This is a genomic window from Stenotrophomonas sp. 220_Sma (assembly GCF_056487375.1).
On record NZ_CM151348.1, the window covers coordinates 4,589,495 to 4,606,690 of the forward strand.

At 61.6% G+C, this 17,196-nt stretch carries 14 protein-coding genes and 2 pseudogenes; 9 read left to right on the top strand and 7 right to left on the bottom strand.

Annotation, left to right across the window (positions count from 1 at the left end; all coding sequences use genetic code 11):
* Positions 1 to 593: 593 nt before the first annotated feature.
* Both ACZLIB_RS21410 and ACZLIB_RS21415 read right to left on the bottom strand, forming a co-directional pair.
* Positions 594 to 959: a hypothetical protein gene (locus tag ACZLIB_RS21410; protein WP_478468667.1), complete on the bottom strand. Its 366-nt coding sequence runs from the start codon at positions 957 to 959 to the stop codon at positions 594 to 596.
* Between the two features lie 55 nt (positions 960 to 1,014).
* A complete protein-coding gene (locus ACZLIB_RS21415) occupies positions 1,015 to 1,617 on the bottom strand; it encodes a DUF998 domain-containing protein (RefSeq protein ID WP_478468668.1) in 603 nt (200 codons plus the stop codon).
* Between the two features lie 667 nt (positions 1,618 to 2,284).
* Between ACZLIB_RS21415 and ACZLIB_RS21420 the strand changes: the two genes are divergently transcribed.
* Positions 2,285 to 2,641 (top strand): hypothetical protein, encoded by a 357-nt coding sequence (locus tag ACZLIB_RS21420; RefSeq protein ID WP_478468669.1) that lies wholly within the window; start codon positions 2,285 to 2,287, stop codon positions 2,639 to 2,641.
* 45 nt (positions 2,642 to 2,686) lie between these two features.
* Positions 2,687 to 3,175 (top strand): cold-shock protein, encoded by a 489-nt coding sequence (locus ACZLIB_RS21425; protein ID WP_478468670.1) that lies wholly within the window; start codon positions 2,687 to 2,689, stop codon positions 3,173 to 3,175.
* A 75-nt stretch (positions 3,176 to 3,250) separates the two neighbouring features.
* Here the strand turns inward: ACZLIB_RS21425 and ACZLIB_RS21430 are convergent, their stop codons facing one another.
* The gene (locus ACZLIB_RS21430; protein WP_478468672.1) at positions 3,251 to 4,354 is read right to left on the bottom strand and encodes an Abi family protein; all 1,104 of its coding nucleotides are present in this window, start codon (positions 4,352 to 4,354) and stop codon (positions 3,251 to 3,253) included.
* Positions 4,355 to 4,609: 255 nt separating this feature from the next.
* Between ACZLIB_RS21430 and ACZLIB_RS21435 the strand changes: the two are divergent.
* The 6 genes and pseudogenes from ACZLIB_RS21435 to ACZLIB_RS21460 form a co-directional block, all read left to right on the top strand.
* Positions 4,610 to 5,638 (top strand): annotated as a pseudogene (locus ACZLIB_RS21435) (YifB family Mg chelatase-like AAA ATPase); the annotation flags it as partial.
* Between the two features lie 480 nt (positions 5,639 to 6,118).
* A complete protein-coding gene (locus tag ACZLIB_RS21440) occupies positions 6,119 to 7,210 on the top strand; it encodes a tyrosine-type recombinase/integrase (RefSeq protein ID WP_197599548.1) in 1,092 nt (363 codons plus the stop codon).
* On the top strand, positions 7,207 to 8,910 hold the full coding sequence (locus tag ACZLIB_RS21445; protein ID WP_366643378.1) for a hypothetical protein: 1,704 nt from the start codon (positions 7,207 to 7,209) through the stop codon (positions 8,908 to 8,910). Before ACZLIB_RS21440 ends, ACZLIB_RS21445 begins: the two co-directional genes overlap by 4 nt.
* On the top strand, positions 8,907 to 10,784 hold the full coding sequence (locus tag ACZLIB_RS21450; protein ID WP_021201946.1) for a site-specific integrase: 1,878 nt from the start codon (positions 8,907 to 8,909) through the stop codon (positions 10,782 to 10,784). Before ACZLIB_RS21445 ends, ACZLIB_RS21450 begins: the two co-directional genes overlap by 4 nt.
* 110 nt (positions 10,785 to 10,894) lie before the next feature.
* Positions 10,895 to 11,191 carry a hypothetical protein gene (locus ACZLIB_RS21455; protein ID WP_197622619.1) on the top strand — a complete coding sequence of 99 codons (297 nt, stop codon included), beginning with the start codon at positions 10,895 to 10,897 and terminating at the stop codon, positions 11,189 to 11,191.
* A gap of 93 nt (positions 11,192 to 11,284) precedes the next feature.
* Positions 11,285 to 11,764, top strand: a pseudogene (locus ACZLIB_RS21460) (magnesium chelatase subunit ChlI family protein); the annotation flags it as partial.
* Positions 11,765 to 11,771: 7 nt separating this feature from the next.
* Here the strand turns inward: ACZLIB_RS21460 and ACZLIB_RS21465 are convergent.
* From ACZLIB_RS21465 to yidA, 4 genes are all read right to left on the bottom strand, one after another.
* Positions 11,772 to 12,068 carry a hypothetical protein gene (locus ACZLIB_RS21465; RefSeq protein ID WP_032127110.1) on the bottom strand — a complete coding sequence of 99 codons (297 nt, stop codon included), beginning with the start codon at positions 12,066 to 12,068 and terminating at the stop codon, positions 11,772 to 11,774.
* Between the two features lie 24 nt (positions 12,069 to 12,092).
* The gene (locus tag ACZLIB_RS21470; protein WP_277779423.1) at positions 12,093 to 12,482 is read right to left on the bottom strand and encodes a hypothetical protein; all 390 of its coding nucleotides are present in this window, start codon (positions 12,480 to 12,482) and stop codon (positions 12,093 to 12,095) included.
* Positions 12,483 to 12,601: 119 nt separating this feature from the next.
* Positions 12,602 to 14,920: a TonB-dependent receptor gene (locus tag ACZLIB_RS21475; RefSeq protein WP_478468673.1), complete on the bottom strand. Its 2,319-nt coding sequence runs from the start codon at positions 14,918 to 14,920 to the stop codon at positions 12,602 to 12,604.
* A gap of 498 nt (positions 14,921 to 15,418) precedes the next feature.
* Positions 15,419 to 16,252: a sugar-phosphatase gene (gene yidA / locus ACZLIB_RS21480; RefSeq protein ID WP_478468675.1), complete on the bottom strand. Its 834-nt coding sequence runs from the start codon at positions 16,250 to 16,252 to the stop codon at positions 15,419 to 15,421.
* Between the two features lie 150 nt (positions 16,253 to 16,402).
* Between yidA and ACZLIB_RS21485 the strand changes: the two genes are divergently transcribed.
* Entirely contained in the window at positions 16,403 to 17,065 is a 663-nt protein-coding gene (locus ACZLIB_RS21485) for an exopolysaccharide biosynthesis protein (protein ID WP_049462570.1), read from the top strand.
* The last annotated feature ends 131 nt before the right edge of the window (positions 17,066 to 17,196 follow it).

The window sequence follows — 17,196 nt, forward strand, 5'->3', positions numbered from 1 at the left end:
GAGTGTGGGATAAGCTTGACCAACGCCGCGACTCGCCTGCACGAGAAGTGGGAGAACTATTCGGGAAACAACCCAAACAGGTTCCGTGCGGGCATCGAAACGGCCAAGGCCACGCTGGCCCGAATCGAGGGAGCACTCAAGAACACTGGAGTGTTGCCGCGGACGACCCAAGAGGAGCGGGATGCAGCGCTAGACAGGGCGTACCCCAATGCGCTCACCCTCCAGATCGTGCAATGGGAAGGTCAGCGTTGTTCAGAAGCGTTACACGCCCGCGACCACCAGCCTCTCAGGGAAGACCGTACGAGAGTGAAAAGGCTTTGAGGCTCCACTGGCCGACTGAGATCAGTTCGACGGCACAGTGAATCGGTCCACGCCCGCTCGGCCCAACCCCGTCACCACTCGCCAACCAGGAATGCGCCATACAGACAGCCACTGCGCGCCAGCGTACCGCCAACAGCCCGGTGCAGATTTACCTTCGGTGCTGCACGACTACAGCTAAGCTTCTGCTTCCGGCCAGAAACAGACGCTCGCAATACTTCAACCACGACCAATCACGAAGTAGTTTGGCCCTGAAAGAATTTTCGTGCCGTTCCCTACTTGAACATGTCCAGCAAGTCCTTGTCCTCATGCCGCTGCTCCCACGTGGAGAGCAAACAGAAGCTCACACCACTTCGCATGGCAGCCTTCTGAAACCCGGCCAGCTCCTCCTTCGTAACCGGGTACTCAACCGGATCAAAGTGCAGAATCCCCCACGGCTTGACGAGAGAGAACACAGGCAGGAGGTCCGAGAAGATCGCCTTGAGCAGGGGCCGGATATTCGAAAAGTCCTTGATCGGACCCGCGCGATTGCCAAGGGCATGGCACTGGCTACGGATGGTCCTATCTCCACCGACCACGCGGGCAATGAAGTGGTCCTGGTGCACTTGAACGTAGATCAGCTGACGGCGAAAGATCCTCATCCCCTTCCCAACCCCACACGCTCAATGGTCGTTCATGTGCCTGCACGCCTTTCCATCAAAGCGCAGGCTCTGCCTTCAGCGCGCTTGAACCCCTTCGCAGCAGGTACAACGCAACCAGGAATGGCCACAGCGAGTTGATCGACGAGAACAGGCGCTGGGTCAGCCCCCGATAGCCTTCCGGGTCCGCGCCAACCACGTTCAACCAGAGATAGACGATGCTCGCGATGCTCACCATAGCAGTCACGGCGTAAGCCCTTCGGTTGGCAGACCACGCGCTCAGTTCGATGTGCGACATCGCCGGTGCAATGATGTTTGCGATACCGATGGTGTAGAAGCCGTGCATCGGATGGCCCATGGGCCAGAGCCCGTTGGTCAGCATCGAGATGCCAAAGATCATCCAGCAGATTGCACCTACTGCGATCCGGCGACCAGACTCACGCCATACCCCGATGGAGAACGCCACGAAGCCGACACCGGAGCCGATGGCGGCGATCCTGCCGCAGATGCTTGCGAGCGTTGGCGCCTGCAGCAGCTCGCTGGCGTGCTGCGCAAGCGGGTTGTAGCCCGGCGCGAACACGGCGGCAACGCTGGTCCAGAACAGGAACCACGGAAGCGGGATCAGACCCGCAGACAGAAGAAGTCGATTGCGGCGTGACACGTACAGCGATCCTTGTATTGGTCTGCGCCAGGGGGGGGAATCCGTTCAAACGCCGCAGAGCCTTCCTGCTCCGGGCAGGACAGTTCCGGGTGACTACAGCAGTAGTCAGATTCTGCGTGACACCCTGTGGGGTCAATAGGCAGAAAGTCACTCATGCATGGAGGCGAAGTACGCGGCACTCATCAGCTGCCCTCGCACCGGTTCCTTCGCAATGGCGATCACACATTGCCGTCGGCCCGATGTTGTCGCATTTGCCGTGCCTTGCGTCTCTGGTGGAAGGTTCTGACGACTCCGTTCCAGAAGTGCCGCTGCGCCTAGCACGCCAACGCTCTCGCCGCTTCCGGCGCTATGCGACAATGCCAAAAGCGTCTCGGGTTTTGGCGGCATTGACCCCTACCCGTTGGCATTCCGCACAACAGCAGGTAATCGTTACTTCGCCACCGTGCATCGGTGGTCGGGACTCGAAAACCCGTTGTTGTGATGAAGTTTGCGCTTGCCAGCCGGCATCACCTTGCGTGGTGCCGGCTGGCAATCCGTCTGCCGGCTATGGCGGGCGGGGCGTGGGGGCCTCGTGCCCGCCGGCGATCATCACACACCGGTTTTCGAGCCACGCCCCGTCCGCCACCTTTATCGGTGGCGGCGTCCGCCTGCATGCACGGAGCCCGCCATGACCACGCCGCACTCCCCTCCCCCGCGCCCGATCCAGGAAGCGCCCTCGGCCGCTCCGGCCCCGGACCCGAACAGCCTCATCGCCATCCTGCACGCCATCGGCGCGGGCGCTGCGGCCGACGGCCAACCCTGGCCCGAGCAGCATCACCTGCGCAGCCGGCAGATGGCGTTGTCCGACGCCGACTGCGCGCTCACCGGCCAGCGCATCGTGCAGGAGATCCTGCTGGCGGCCGAGCGCACGCGCCAGAACGGTGAGCCGGAGCAGTACGTGGGCGACCGGGTGATGGAGGGGCTGGTGATGGCCGATCTCGCGCTGACCGCCTTCATCCACGAGCGGATGCGACCCAAGGACTGAGCGCGTTTATGGCGCGGGGTTTTCTGTCTGTGTGCGGGGTGACGAATGAAGATGCACGGCCTTGCCGCTGCAGCGGTGTGCATCGCGGTGATCGGCCCGATGTGGGTGGAGTGGCCCGAGCCAGCGGGCGATCAAGTGTGGGCCTACCAGAAGCTGCGGCCGGCCGATTACCGCGTGCTGCACAGTGATGCGCTCGGCTTTGTGACCGCGAAGGCACACGAGGGCTTTGAACTGCACACGCGCCATGCCAGGGCAACGTCCTTCGAGATCCGGTGCAAGGGCGTTGTGGTGATGGACGTAGAGAATGCGCCCTCGCGTGTGATGATCCGCATGCCCGCCGATGCACGGTGGCGGGCGCCGGATATCGAACGGCTGCGTATCAGCTTCGAGCGTTGGCTGGATCTGCACCAGAGCCAGGGATGGTTGCTGGTGGAAAGTGCGGGGCCTTCGTGGGTTGCGGCGCGGTTTGGGCACTTCACTGGGTCAGTGCCTGATGAGCAGCGGTGTCTGCTTGGGGCGCTGGGCCGCCATTGACTGTCATCCCCTAACCGGCCCATTCGCAACTCGAAGCCACCAGAAACGACCTGGAGAAGCGGCGAGTCCTGAGACTCACCCGCGCCAAAGGCGATGGTCCTGCCACCCTGCTGCAGCCCCGATGCTTTTCGTTCGCACTTCGGTCGTCAGGCCAGCCGAGAGGTGGACATCGACGCGTTCACGCCAATCCAAGGAATCAGCGGTCGTCGCTTCCAGAAGTCTGCGAAGCAGGAGCAGCAGAAAGAAGCAGCGATTCGGTGCGTACGGCGCTTCACGTTCAGACCATCCCGCCGACCGAGGGCGAACCGCCGAAACACCGAGCTCCTTGTTCCACAACCTGCTGTGATGTGCAACGACATTTCGCACCACGCTGGTGACATGCAGCCAGTTTGCGAAGACTGGCGCTGCCAGCTGCATCTCACCCGCAACAGCCTTCTGTTCTCTGGAGTGCAGCGCTTTGTAGAAACGAGAAAGCGAACCCAGCGACATGACTTCTGTCGCCATCCAGATCGGCACTCTGGGAAACGCGGGTGAAACGTACTTTTCCTTGTAGTGCCGAATGAACGCCTCCCTGGAGCGGGTCACTTCACTTTCGACGCCGCCGAGCCAATCCGCATACTCCTGCCCAGCGAATGTCAGATTGCGCGGTTCCAAGTGGCCGAAGGCGCCATAGGCGTGGGCAAAGTGGTAGGTGAGCACGGTCCGCGTTGCTACCTCGATATGGCCGACGGCCTCCATCACCAGGTCTCGAAGCACCCTATCGAACTCATAGAGGCTGACCGCGTCCTCGAAAGTCGCTTGATCGCGGAAGTGATCGCTACCAGGAATACGCTGGGTATAAAGATAGCCCATGAGGCGGTAGTAGCCGACACGCTGCAGGTAGCGATTGGCGTTGGCGACGTCGCCGATGGCAAGCCCGCGCTGCTGTAGCTGATCAAGCTGCGCCTGAATCGAAAGCGGCGGCTTGCGGTAATGGGTCATCCTGACACTCATTTGCGAGCAAAAAAAACCCGCCAATTTGAGCATGTCGCGAACTAGCGCGTCAGAGGCGTGGCGGGTGTGTTGCGTGCATTTTAGCGGCTCCGCTTCTTGCCTGCAAGTAATTGTGTGTAGTTTTGGGTGGTTGTAAATGCTTGTTCTAAAAACACTTTGTGAAAAATCCAACTTGAATTCAGCCATCTCCCGGGCGCCGGTTAAACAATGTGAATTCCGGGCCGATCCAGCTGTAGCAAGCCGCCGCCCCAGCGCTACTCCACGTGATGCCGGTCGAGTTCCGTCACTCAATTGCAGAGACCAACCGCCGGGGAGCAAGAAGCCAAACTTCAACGGATCAACTGACTGCCAGAATCCTCCTAGTCCATTCACCAGCAACTTCCGATATCCCACGCGGAGCGCCTGCCGCACCATCAAGCGTCTTTCTGCGGGAAACCACACATGAGCCTGGCGCTGGTCCACAGCCGTGCCCGCGCCGGGGTCGACGCCCCGCTGGTGCGGGTGGAAGTGCATCTCTCTGGTGGCCTGCCCGCCACCCAGATTGTCGGCCTGGCCGAGACCAGCGTGCGCGAATCACGCGAGCGCGTGCGCGCCGCCCTGCTCTGTGCACGCTTCGACTTCCCGCAGCGGCGCATCACCCTGAACCTCGCGCCTGCTGATCTGCCCAAGGAAGGTGGGCGTTACGACCTGGCGATTGCGTTGGGCATTTTGGCGGCCAGTGGCCAGGTCGATCCGCAGTCGCTGCTGCAGTACGAATTCCTGGGCGAGCTTGGCCTGACCGGAGAACTGCGGCCGGTGGCGGGTGCGCTGCCGGCCGCGATTGCGGCGGCTGACGCCGGGCGCATCCTGGTGGTGCCGCCGGGCAATGCCGCCGAGGCTGCGCTGGCCGAGCATGCCGATGTGCGGATAGCGCGTACGTTGCTGGAGTGCTGCGCTGGGTTGGGGAACCCACGCCTGCTGCCGCCCGTGGAGCGCGTGGACACGACACCGTTGCCACTGCCCGATCTGGCCGACGTGCGCGGGCAGGCGCATGCGCGACGTGCGTTGGAAGTTGCCGCAGCGGGTGGGCACCATCTGCTGTTGATCGGCAGTCCTGGCTGCGGCAAGACACTGCTGGCCTCGCGCCTGCCCGGCCTGCTGCCGGACACCGAGGAAGCCGAGGCGCTGCAACTGGCCGCGATTGCATCTGTCAGTGGTGAGGGGCTGGATCCGCGGCGCTGGCGCCAGCGACCCTTTCGGGCGCCACATCACAGTGCCAGTGCGGCGGCGCTGGTGGGCGGCGGCAACCCACCCTGCCCCGGCGAAATCTCGCTGGCCCATCACGGTGTCCTTTTCCTCGATGAGCTTCCAGAGTGGAACCGCAGCGCGTTGGAAACCCTGCGCGAGCCGCTGGAATCCGGCCACATCCGCATCGCCCGCGCGGCGCGCAGCGTGCAGTATCCCGCGCGGTTCCAACTGGTGGCAGCGATGATCCGGGTCTGTGCGATCGTTAGAAGTTCAGTACACTGAGATCATTGGGTTAGAACTATCAACGATGTGCAGGGTGTCCCCTGCCGGATCCCTGACTAGCAGCCGAAATGGTGTGGTCTTGATTGATCTTGGGCCTGCTCAGGCACAGCACGGGGAACGGCAGTGGAGCTTGGTGCGTTAGGTGAAACCTATGGCAACACTTGAGGTTCTGCTCGAGGGCCGCGCACCAATTTCCACGATCGTACTTGCGCATCCCGAAGTGCCGGCCTTCACTCATCCGGCTCGCCGGGAAGGTGGCCACGCCGACCGCGGGGCATGCCTAAGTGAAAAGTCATATCAAGAATAAGCAAATCAGCTACCTGATGGCGCCTCAGCAAACACTGAGCGCACTCGGAGCCAACCGGGAACTCGCTCGTGCACCTAATATGGGCCACCTCCGACTTCACGATTCGCGGGCAGCCTTACCCAGGCTTCCCCATCGTGCTCTATGACTCGATGGAGTCAGCCGTGGAGGTAAATCAATTCCTCCGACACTATCTTCTACGCGGAGTGATTGGTTCACGAGGGTCCTGGCCAAGCACAGGTCGAGCGCTCTATGACTACTTTGGCTTCCTCGAGGCTCATGACCTGCATTGGGCTGATGTAGACCGTGGCGAGGAGAAATCGCTCGTTGCCGCTTACCGGGACTATTGCCTGGAGCAAGTGAAGCTTGCCCGACGTACGGTTCGCCAGCGGCTGCACTACGTTTGCGACTTCTACGAGTACTCCCAGAAGCAGACCTGGATTGACCGACTTCCGTTTGGCATCGAAGATCGCACTGTCCGTCGCGAGAACGCAGGCTTCTTGGCGCACACCGATAAGTCTGGGAACACAATTAAGGTTCGCGATGTGATGCCTCGAAACCACAGGCAGTTGCCCAAATTCCTGACCCGAGAACAGGCTCACGCACTACTCGCATGCACTGAGAATCCGCATCACAGGATGATGACCCGGCTGGGACTCCAGACCGGCTTGCGTCGTGAGGAGATCGCTACGTTCCCGCTAGCCTATGTCTTCAACCCAGACGCCAGGCACGGTAGTGCGAGGAACGTCATGGTGGCCCTCGATCCCTCCGACGGAGAGGGCATGATGACCAAGGGCGGCAAGCCTCGAGATATTTGGATTTCGAGGCGTCTTATGAGCGATCTCTATCGCTACAGCGTCCTTGTCCGCGGCGAACTAGCGTCCCTGAGCGATAAGGCCCATCCCACACTCTTCCTGACGCAGGATGGTAGACCTTATGCGAATCATGGAAAGCACATCGAAGTCATCGTACGGAAGAACGGGCTGAAGGCAGGGTTCCGAACGCATCCGCACATGTTGCGGCACACCTACGCCACTCATATGCTTTTAGCTCTTCAGAGGGACAGAGCAGCACAAGCGGTAGAGCCGCTCGTGTTTGTTCAGCGCCAGCTTGGGCATGTCTCCATCGAGACAACCATGATCTACCTTCACCTTGTCAACTCCCTGGTCGATGATGCCGTCCTTGCTTACGACGAAGAGCTGAATGACCTGGTTGATACGCTCTCATGACAGGAAAGCGCAAGGTCCACATCAGGACTGATCTTCATCAGCCTCGGATAGCACAGCACCACGAAGGTGGTCTCCTGAAATCGGGCGATGATGACAGGAAGCCGCCTGCGGCGACGCTGGTGAACTTCGGTTTTAATGCCGTCGGTGCGCGGACCTACGACTTCGCCAGACACTACGCGGTGGGAATAGACGAAATCACCAGCGCCTGTCAGCGTCAAATAGAGCGCTTCCTGTGCAAGCAGGACGCAGAGTTAGAGGTAAGCACGATCGCCGGCTATGCACGCTCTGGGCTAGACACCTTTCTTCCCTACCTGGCTCTGCGCGCAGCCGCTCTCCGGCGCGCCTTGACCCTAGCCGACATAGATCGCGACGTGATAGATGGCTACCTCCGACATCTTGCGGATTCAGGTGCCACCCGCTCAGCGCAGAAGATGCGATACGACAAAACGAAGGCGGTGATCCAAGCGCTTGGTCGCCGCGGGCTTATCCATTTATTCGATGCAGGGACTGAGCGAACCTTTCCGGCGAACCCCTTTCCGAACAGTGCTAGACAGGTCAAGGGCGAGACGCCACTACTGCGAAAAGAGCGCCAAGCGTTCGCCGCGGCAGTTAAGACGGCAGTGATGCCGATCTTCCGGGAGGACGTAAGTGTTACTAGTGAACTGCTGTCATACGCACTTCTGATCATTGCACTCCACACTGGACGCAACACCACTCCTCTTCTTGAAATGGGTGCTGATTGCCTACGCCCCCACCCCAAAGAGAACACAGAGTTCCTCGTCCTCTGGAAGAGAAGGGGCTACAACTCCAGCAAAGTAGCACTTCGTGCAGATGGACAAGACGATCGCACGATTGAGTCAATGCCGGGCGTCAAGGTGCCTATCGTTCGCCTGATCCGGCGAGTGATAGAACTTTCCAAGCCCCTGCAGGCCGAAGCAGAAGCACATCATGCCGGTAGGATCTGGCTCTATCGCAGCCGCCAGCGAGGCAGAAGTGGGTATGTCACTGCGCTGAACGACTCCACGGTCTCCAACGCGATTCAGACCCTCGTCGCTGATGCGGGGCTAGTCGGCGCGGATGGAAAGCCACTGAGGATAAACGTCTCCCGCCTGCGGAAGACGTTCGCCAATCGCATCTTCGAGTTGCTTGATGGTGACCTAGGCAGCACTGCTGTCGCACTTGGCAGCACACCGAGGGTAGCCGGACGCAACTACATGAGGCCGGGAGAACGGTCCAGTCGCAACTGGCAGTTCATGGGCGAGGTGCTTACCCAAGAACTTCTCAGCCGAACGATCGGGGCGACTGAGCGGACGCCAACCGGCCGCTGCACCGACCCAAGCAATACCACGTATTCCTCCACGACAGCCGACGGCGCCGTGTGCTTTTCCTTTCTCGACTGCCTGCGCTGCCGCAACTATGTGGTGACTGGTGAGGATCTCTATCGACTCTTCAGCTTCTACTGGCGAGTTCTCCGTGAGCGGGATCGAATGGATGCCCGCATTTGGGAGAGACACTATGCCCACATTCCTCGACTTATAGAGCGTGATGTCATCGCGACGGGGTTACGGAGGAAGGTCTTCAAGCCGGCGGACGTCGATGCAGCTCGTGAGCGTGCTCGCCACGACCCTCACGCCTTCTGGAGGTTTGATTCTATTGCGTCACTTGACGATTTCCGCCAGCCATTGGAAGAGACTGCATGAACGCAACAGCGTTGCACCAGGTGGACTCAGATGTTCCATCTCAGACCTTCAGTTCCGTTTCACTGAACGCGCATGAGCGAGATCGCCTTGTCATTAGCTCGGCCAAGGTCAATGGCACCTTGGTCACCAGAAGCTTGTATGGGGATGGCACCTGGTTGCTGAATGGTGCCCCGCCCAACGTGGCGAAGGGCCATGCAAGGATTGACTTCTCAAGGGTGCCCGAGGAGTTTCGTGCCGCAGCCAAGGAGCTGATGTACCTGTACCATTTTCGTGGTCGAGAGGGGTCCGGTAAGGCCGCGGCCACCACGCTTGTGGGAGTGTTCGATCAGTCCGTGCAGTTCTTCCGCTATCTTGTGTCGATCAAGGTAGAGGCGCTCTGCGATGTCAGTCCAATGGTATGCGCTACGTATGTCGCCGCCTGCAAGGCAGAGCGTATAGTTCGCAAGGGTGACGGCAAGCCTCTGTCTGCGGAGGCCTTGGGAGGGCGGTTCTCTGCCGTCGAAGTTCTGTACGAGATGAGCTTGCTTACGAACGACCCGATGCCCTCGCACCCGTGGCCAGAAAGCTCGGCCAAGCATCTCGCAGGGCTCACCGGTTCGAGTAAGCGAAGCAAAACACCACTAATTCCTGACGATGTCTTCAGTGCATTGTTTCATGAGGCATGGTCGCTTGTTCAGAGAGGTTCTGCCCTACTTGACCTACGTGACACTCTTGAGGGATTTCCGGATACCTCAGTAGCCTTATCCAGCTCTGGTGCCAATCGAGCCAAGAACCGTCAGCTCAAATTGCTAGGCTGGGATAGAGGCGTTCGAAGCTTCGGAGTAGAGCTGAATAGGCTTCGCACGGCTTGCTACATTGTGGTCGCCAGCCTCTCTGGGTGTCGGAACCATGAGTTGGCGCATCTCCGGTCCTCGGCCTGCTACAGCACGCGAGGCGAAGAAGGTGAGGTCTATTGGTGGATGCGGGGGCGGAGCGATAAGACCGCAGTCGGCGACACCGAATGGATGATACCAACGGCTGCGGTGCAGGCACTAGCGGTCATGGACCGGTGGGCGATACCGCTACAGGAAGAGTTGGTGTTAGAAATCCAACGGATGACTGAGGCGAATCCACTTGATCCCGAAATTGCCGAGGCACAACGACATGTCGGCGCGGTGTTCATCGGCGCTGACAAAGATCGATCGGGCCGGGTACGGATACTGACCGACAGCGCGTGGAACATCGCTCTCACGTCTTTCGCACGGGGTATCGGTCTGAACTGGGTTCTTAGTACGCATCAGTTCCGTCGGAAGTTTGCCAACTACGCTGCACGCAGCCGTTTCGGTGACCTGCGGTATTTGCGCGAGCATTTCAAGCACTGGTCGCAGGACATGACCAATGATGCGTATGCACTCAATGAGTCGCAGGAGATTGAGTTGTATGGGGAGATCCTGGAAGAGCTAGCTGCGATCAAGCAAGGGGTTGCCGACCAATGGTTGAGTCCTGCTGAACCACTAGCCGGCGGCTATGGGGGCAGACTCACCTTCTGGCGGAGCCAGAACGAGAACATCGTTCTTTTCAAGGATCGGGCAACAATGGTCCGGTCAGTGGCGGAGAGCCATGCAATCCGTAGCAACGGGCACGCATGGTGTACTGCAGACGACAATCGGTGTATTGGAAACACTTTCGAGAAGACGCGCTGCAGTGGTTGTGACAATGCGGTCATTGGTAGCGTTCATGCTCATCTCTACCAGCGTCTCTATAGCGATCTCAAGGATGTCGCCAAGTGCGAAGACATTGGACAAGGTGGGCGATTGCGTGTACTTCGCGACCTTGAGCGCTGTCGCAACGTATTGCTTTCCCTGGGACACGATCCGGATGCTCACGCCCAATGACTACGAAACGAAAGCCCGGCGATGCCAGGCGCAAGGATCTTGAGCTTGCAGTCTCGCGAATTCAAAGGGGGCGAGCACGAACAGAAGCTAAGAAGCTCAGCATAACCTCCGTGGCGCATGAGGCTGGCGTCACCCCCGCTTTGATCCACAACCATTATCCAGACATCGCCGAAGCGATCCGCGAGGCCCAAGGCCGGTCGAGCCGGGCGCAGCGGGATGTGAAGCATGAGCAGTTGCTGGCCGAACGTGAGCGGAACCGGGCCCTCCGGGCAGAGAATCAGGCGCTTCGATCCCAGTTGGCTCGGTTGGCGTCCATCAATGAGGTCCTGCAGGCGGAGAACCGCGTCCTTGAAGCCAAGCAGCGCGATTCGAAGGTCGTCGATATCAGGCCCAAGGGCGCTACATAGCCGCTCCTGCGGGTCAGGAAACAGTTAGTTGCGGCAACCCATTGAAACAGCAGCGTAAAATCACTCATAACTGTTAGGACCCACCCGGAACACATGAACCCTTGCCCGTGTGGCTGGGCCGGTGACCGCAGCAACCGCTGCCTGTGCAGTGACGAGCGCATCAACCGCTATCGCGCGCGGGTATCCGGCCCGTTGCTGGACCGTATCGACCTGCATATCAGCGTGGCGCGCATGGACGCGGTGGAGCTGCGGGAGAGTACGCCGCTGGGTGAGCCCAGTGCATCGGTGCGTGAGCGGGTGGAAGCCGCGCATGCGCGGCAGCAGGTGCGTGGCGGGCTCAATGCACATCTACCGCCGGCTGCGCTGCGTGCGTGCACAAAATTGAGTGAGGCCGATCAGGATCTGCTGGAGCAGGCGATTGAGCGTCTGCAGCTGTCCGCACGGGCGATGCATCGGATTCTGCGGGTGGCGCGCACGATTGCAGATCTGGCAGGTTGCGAGGTGATCCAGACGGCGCATCTGGCTGAGGCGATTGGCTATCGGCAACTGGACCGGGGAAAGCCGGGGGTGTAACGAAGGATCACGTCAAGATGAAGGAGGCACGCCGCGTCTCGTCAAACTGCAGCCTGTTTACCGGCAGAACGCCGACGCCAAGCAGAAGCCCACGACTGTGCCGTTCCCATATCTCCGCCGGCCCTGCGGCACCAGCTTCCACGGCAAGGACTCGATACACCGGTGCGTAGTCATCCCGTTCGTCCTCGAACGGACAGTCGAGCACCCAGTGCTTTGATGCGCTATCGGTCACCAGCATCAGCCGTGGCAGGTCGTGGAATCCGCGATACGCGAGGATGCGATATCGCCCCAGAAGAAGATCCATCGGAACTCCCTGCAGATGTGCGGGTCAGCGGCCGCGCCCGAACAATACGCCTCGCCGGGCCAGCAACGCCACCCGACGGCTGACCAGCGCGTGCAGCTCCGCCAGCTCCGACGCCCGGTCAGCCGTCATGTTCCCGCCGAACAACACCCGCGACAACGCCGCCTCGTCGCTGTCGTGCGGGTGCTGCCACCGATCCCGGTACACCTTCTGGCACACCAGCCAGGCCAGCCGCAGCCCCCCACCGGGCAACGGGCGGACCACACGCTCGTAGACGTGCCAGAACTGGTACTCGGCCTGCAGGTCGATCACAGGCGCCACGGACAGCGCCTGCCGGGGCCGTCCATGACTCCGTATGCCGAACAACGGTGATCGCGGGTTGTACTGAGCCATGCCGACAGCATGACCCAGCAACATTGTGGGAACCTTGCGTCGCCGCCAGAAAATCCCTGTTGATTGCGCAAGGCGGGTTTGTGGACGGATTTTGGCACCTGCCTGGGGACCGCCAGGTGCATCCACGCATGGCGTGGATCTACTTAGAAGGTCATCGAGGTGCTGAGCATCAGCTGCCGGGGCGCGCTGCGCTGCAGGGTCTGGTAATCCCCCGAGAACGACGAGCCGGCGATGGTGGCGGTGCCGATGTTGTGGCGGTTGAACAGGTTGCTCACGTCCAGCCGCAGCTCCAGGCCCGGCACGGCGCTGTCCGCACCAAAGCGGTAGGCGGCATAGGTGTTGACCTGCCAGAAGGTCGGCACGCGGATGTCGTTCTCGTAGGTGAAGGGCTGGCGCAGGTAGGAGGTGCTGGTGGCACCGAAACGCCAGTCACCAAAATGCGCCGACAGGTCACTGACCAGCGAGATCTGCGGGTAACCCGGCTGGGCATTGCCCTTGATCGGGTACACCGTGTCGCCCACCACGAAATCGCTGTCGTAGTACGAACGGGCCACGGCCACGCCCTGGTAGACCTGCAGGTGGTCGGTCAGGTCGGCGGTGATGCCGAGGTCGGCGCCGATCACGTGCATCTTCGGCATCAGCCGCACCGTGTTGATCTGCGCGAACTGGGTGCCAATGGCCGCCGACAGCAGGCGGTTGCGGATGTCGTTGTAGAACACGTCACCGGTGATCGTCAGCCGGTCGAAGCGATGCGACGCGCCGACGGTCAGATTCCAGTTCTTCTCCGGGCGCAGCGTGCCGGCCACGCGGTCGAACTCTTCCTGGTCGGTGATGGTCCACGCGGAGGCGGTGTAGCCGATGTTGCCGCGCTGCGCCACGCGGTAGCCGTTCATGGTGTTGGCCAGGTCGATGAAGGCATCGGTGGATTCGGTCGGGCTCCAGAACAGCGAGACATGCGGCAGGAAGTTGCTCTTCGCGCGCAGCGTGCCGTTCACCGGCCGGTCCTTGGCATCACCCAGGCCGCCACCTCTGGTGCGGAAGTCCACGGCCTTGAAGCCAACGCCCAGCTTCAGCGTGTCGTTCAACACGATGTCGTCCTGCAGGTAGAACTGGCGCGAGCGGGTCACCCAGCTCGATGCGTTGTCGCTCTTGAACGCGGGGCCGTACACATCGAACGGACCGGTGGCCTTCAACGGCGGGCCCTCGCCCAGCAGCGGCTGCTGGTACCACTCGGTCTTGGCTGCGGCCTTGCTCTTCTCCTGCCAGAAACCGGCGGTGAAGGTGTGCGCGCCGGTCTCGAACTGCAGGTTGAGCATGCCGCCCAGCCGATTCACGCGCGGGGTCTGCACCTGTTCGGAGAACGGCGCGCCGTTGGGCGACGGTACGGTCGGGTCGGTCAGCGTGGCCTGGGTGTGGCTGTTGGCGTTGTACAACTGCACGTTGCCACTCAGGGCCGGGGTAATCTGGAAGCGATGGTTGATCGAGGACACGCGGTCGCGGGTGATCTGGCCGGTGTCATACGGAATCAGCTCGGACAGCTCACCGCAGGTGTAGGCGCCGCAGGATTTGTCCGCATTCTCCGGCGAGGCCACGTACCAGGCCCACGCATAATCGGGATAGAAGATGTCGGCCTTCCAGCCCAGCTTGCGGATCATGTCGAACGAAATGTTGTTGTAACCCCAGACCTTGGCCTTGCTGTCGGACAGGAACACGGTGAAGTCGCCCCAGGCAACGTCCTGCTGCAGCTTCAGGTCGCCGCGCAGGAAGTTCTGGGTGCCCTCGCCCTGGTACTTGTCGGCGGACACGCGCTGCAGGTCGACCAGCACCTTCGGGCCGTGCTCACCGAGTTGGCCGCTCTGCCCGGACACGGTGGTGACCAACGTGTTGTTGCTGCCCACGCCCTGTTTCACGCGCAGGCTGGGCGTGTCCTGCAGCTCGCGCAGGCGGTATTCCAGGCTGCCGCCGTTGACGCTGCTGGAGAACACGCTGACCGGTGCGCCACCGGGGCTGACCGTGATCGCGCCGATGCCATCGGGCACGCCCACGTTCACCACGCTGGTGCCGGTGAGCGAGAGGAAGCCGTTGTCGTTCAGTGGCACGCCTTCGAAGGTGATGCCCATTTCATTCATGCGGAAGCCGCGCACGAACAGGCTGGTAGCGGAGATGTCCAGGCCCAGCCCGTCGGTGGCGGTGTAGCTGGCGCCGGGTACCTGCTTGAGCATGGCCAGGCCGTTGTTGCCGGTGACCATCGCATCGAGGTCTTCGGCCTTGATGATGTAGCGGTTGGGGCCGACCACCTGGGTGGGTGCAACGGCCGCGCCGCGTGGCGTGGCGATGACCTGCAGCGCGTTCAAGGTGGTGGGCGTGTCATGTGCTGCGTCGTGCGATTCTGCGGCGTACGCAGGTGCGGTGATGGCCGTGATGATGGCCAGAGCGAGGCGCGTCGTGGGTGGGGTGTTCATGGGCAGATCCAGGGTGCAGGGAGAGAGCGGCGCAGGCGCACGCCCAGCGCGTTGCAGCACCGGTGTCGGCGCCCTGGCTGGCGATGCGATTGCGTTGAGGGAGTGACGGCGCGGTGCGCGCCGGTCAGCAGACGAAGGCGATCATCTGCCGTGGGATTCGATGGGGTGATTTCGACGTGCGAAATTCTTGCATCGCAGTGCCGCATTCGCCATTGCGCGGTGGTACAGCGCGGATGGCGATGGGGATGGGTGGGTTATACGTGGGTATAGCCTGGGTCGGCGCATACCGCCTGCGTGTGCCAACCAAGGTTGGCACCTGCCGAGGCGGACGGGACCTGGTAGAGGCCGACCTTGGTCGGCGCTTGCCGTCTGCGTGTGCCAACCAAGGTTGGCACCTACCAGGGCGGATGGGACATGGTAGAGGCCGACCTTGGTCGGCGCATACGGTGTGCGTGCGCCAACCAAGGTTGGCACCTACCAGGGCATAGGGACGCGCGGTTACTGCAGGACGAAACGCTCAATGGCGCGCGCCACGCCTTCGTCTGCATTGCTGGTGGTCTCGAACCGCGCCACCGCCTTCACCGCGTCGATGGCATTGCCCATCGCCACGCTGGTACCGGCGTACTGCAGCATGGTCAGGTCGTTCTCCTGGTCACCGATGGCCATCACGTTGGCGCGGTCGATGCCCAGGTGCTCGGCCAGCTTCTGCAGGCTCGGGCCCTTGCCAGCGCGGTGGTCGAACACTTCCAGGAAGAACGGTGCGCTCTTCAGCACCGCGAAGCGCTCGGTCAGTTCGCTGGGCAGGCGCGCGATGGCGGCATCCAGCACGTCGGGCTCGTCGATCATCATCAGCTTGATGAACGACATGGACGGGTCCATGTCTTCCACGCGGCGGTAGGACAGCGGCATCCGCGAGAGATGCGAGTCGGCCACGGTGTAGTAGCTGATGTCCTGGTTGGGCGTATACATGCGCCGGCTGTCCAGCGCCTGGAAATGCACGCCCACTTTGCGGGCTACCTGCTCGCAGAACAGGAAGTCGTCGAAGCTGAGCGGATACTCGACCACGGTTTCGCGCGTGCCGATGCGCTGCACCAGGCCGCCATTGCAGGCGATGCAGTAGTCGTCGTCGCCGGTGATGCCCAGCTCGTGCAGGGACGGCGCCAGGCCCGGAACCGGGCGACCACTGGTCAGCACGATGTGCACGCCCAGCGCGCGCGCCTGCGCGATGGTCTGCTTGGCCCGGACGGTGAGCGTGTGGCTGGGGTCCAGCAGGGTGCCATCCATATCGATGGCGACCAGTTCGATGGTCGATTGCCTGCGGCCCATGTCCATTGCGTTCAACTCGTGCGGGGCACGCCAGTTTAACCCCTCATGCCCGGTTCACCTCTTTGCCCACGTTGGCCGGGATACTGCGGGAGCCTGTGCGTCCCCCCACCGCAGGACGGCCCCTTGACCGCCCTTCCCTGGAGAACCTTGCGACGCATGACCTACCGAGCCCCCGAAACCAATGACAGCGCGCCCCTGGCCGAGCAGATCGAGCAGATGATCGACGAATTGCCCGGTGAGCAGGTCAGTATCGGCACCCTGCTCAGCGCGCTGGGCGATGAAGGCCTGCTGCTGATCGTGATCCTGCTCTCGGCCATATTCATCATTCCGGTGTCGATTCCGGGGCTGAGTACGGTGTTTGGTGCCTCGATCCTGCTGATCGGCCTGAGCCGCGTACGCAACCGCCCGCTGTGGGTGCCGCAGAAGCTGGCGCGCCGCGAGATCGCCACCGACAAGCTGAAGGCCAACCTGGGCCGTGCGCTGAAGTGGGTGCACCGCATGGAGCGCCTGTCGCGGCCGATGCGGCTGGCGGTGATGGTGCGCTCGAAGAAGATGATGCGCCTGAACAACCTGATGCTGGTGTTCGCGACCCTGCTGCTGATGGCGCCGGCCGGGCCGATTCCGTTCAGCAATACCTTGCCGGCGCTGGCGCTGATGTCCTTTGCGATCGGCTTCATCCAGCGCGATGGTGCGGCGGTGGCGGCTGGTTATGGTTTCGTGGTGGCTACGGTGGTGTATTTCGGCGTGCTGCTGGGTGGCGTGGGGTTTGCTGCCGAATCGGTGTTCAGCGGGTTCCGCAGCAGTACCGCGGAACTGTAGAGCCGAGCCCAGGCTCGGCGGCTTATGGCTTTTTGTAGAGTCGAGCCATGCTCGACTGCTGCTGGCAGAAGCAGTCGAGCATGGCTCGACTCTACAAAGGCCGGATCCACAGCAGTCGAGCGTGGCTCGAC

Bases quoted from the DNA above. Each gene is read 5' to 3' on its own strand.
- ACZLIB_RS21430 (WP_478468672.1), bottom strand. From the start codon at position 4,354: ATGGCTGAATTCAAGTTGGATTTTTCACAAAGTGTTTTTAGAACAAGC.
- ACZLIB_RS21445 (WP_366643378.1), top strand. From the start codon at position 7,207: ATGACAGGAAAGCGCAAGGTCCACATCAGGACTGATCTTCATCAGCCT.
- ACZLIB_RS21465 (WP_032127110.1), bottom strand. From the start codon at position 12,068: ATGGATCTTCTTCTGGGGCGATATCGCATCCTCGCGTATCGCGGATTC.
- ACZLIB_RS21485 (WP_049462570.1), top strand. From the start codon at position 16,403: ATGACCTACCGAGCCCCCGAAACCAATGACAGCGCGCCCCTGGCCGAG.
- ACZLIB_RS21450 (WP_021201946.1), top strand. From the start codon at position 8,907: ATGAACGCAACAGCGTTGCACCAGGTGGACTCAGATGTTCCATCTCAG.
- ACZLIB_RS21420 (WP_478468669.1), top strand. From the start codon at position 2,285: ATGACCACGCCGCACTCCCCTCCCCCGCGCCCGATCCAGGAAGCGCCC.
- ACZLIB_RS21425 (WP_478468670.1), top strand. From the start codon at position 2,687: ATGAAGATGCACGGCCTTGCCGCTGCAGCGGTGTGCATCGCGGTGATC.
- yidA (WP_478468675.1), bottom strand. From the start codon at position 16,252: ATGGACATGGGCCGCAGGCAATCGACCATCGAACTGGTCGCCATCGAT.
- ACZLIB_RS21410 (WP_478468667.1), bottom strand. From the start codon at position 959: ATGAGGATCTTTCGCCGTCAGCTGATCTACGTTCAAGTGCACCAGGAC.
- ACZLIB_RS21470 (WP_277779423.1), bottom strand. From the start codon at position 12,482: ATGTTGCTGGGTCATGCTGTCGGCATGGCTCAGTACAACCCGCGATCA.
- ACZLIB_RS21475 (WP_478468673.1), bottom strand. From the start codon at position 14,920: ATGAACACCCCACCCACGACGCGCCTCGCTCTGGCCATCATCACGGCC.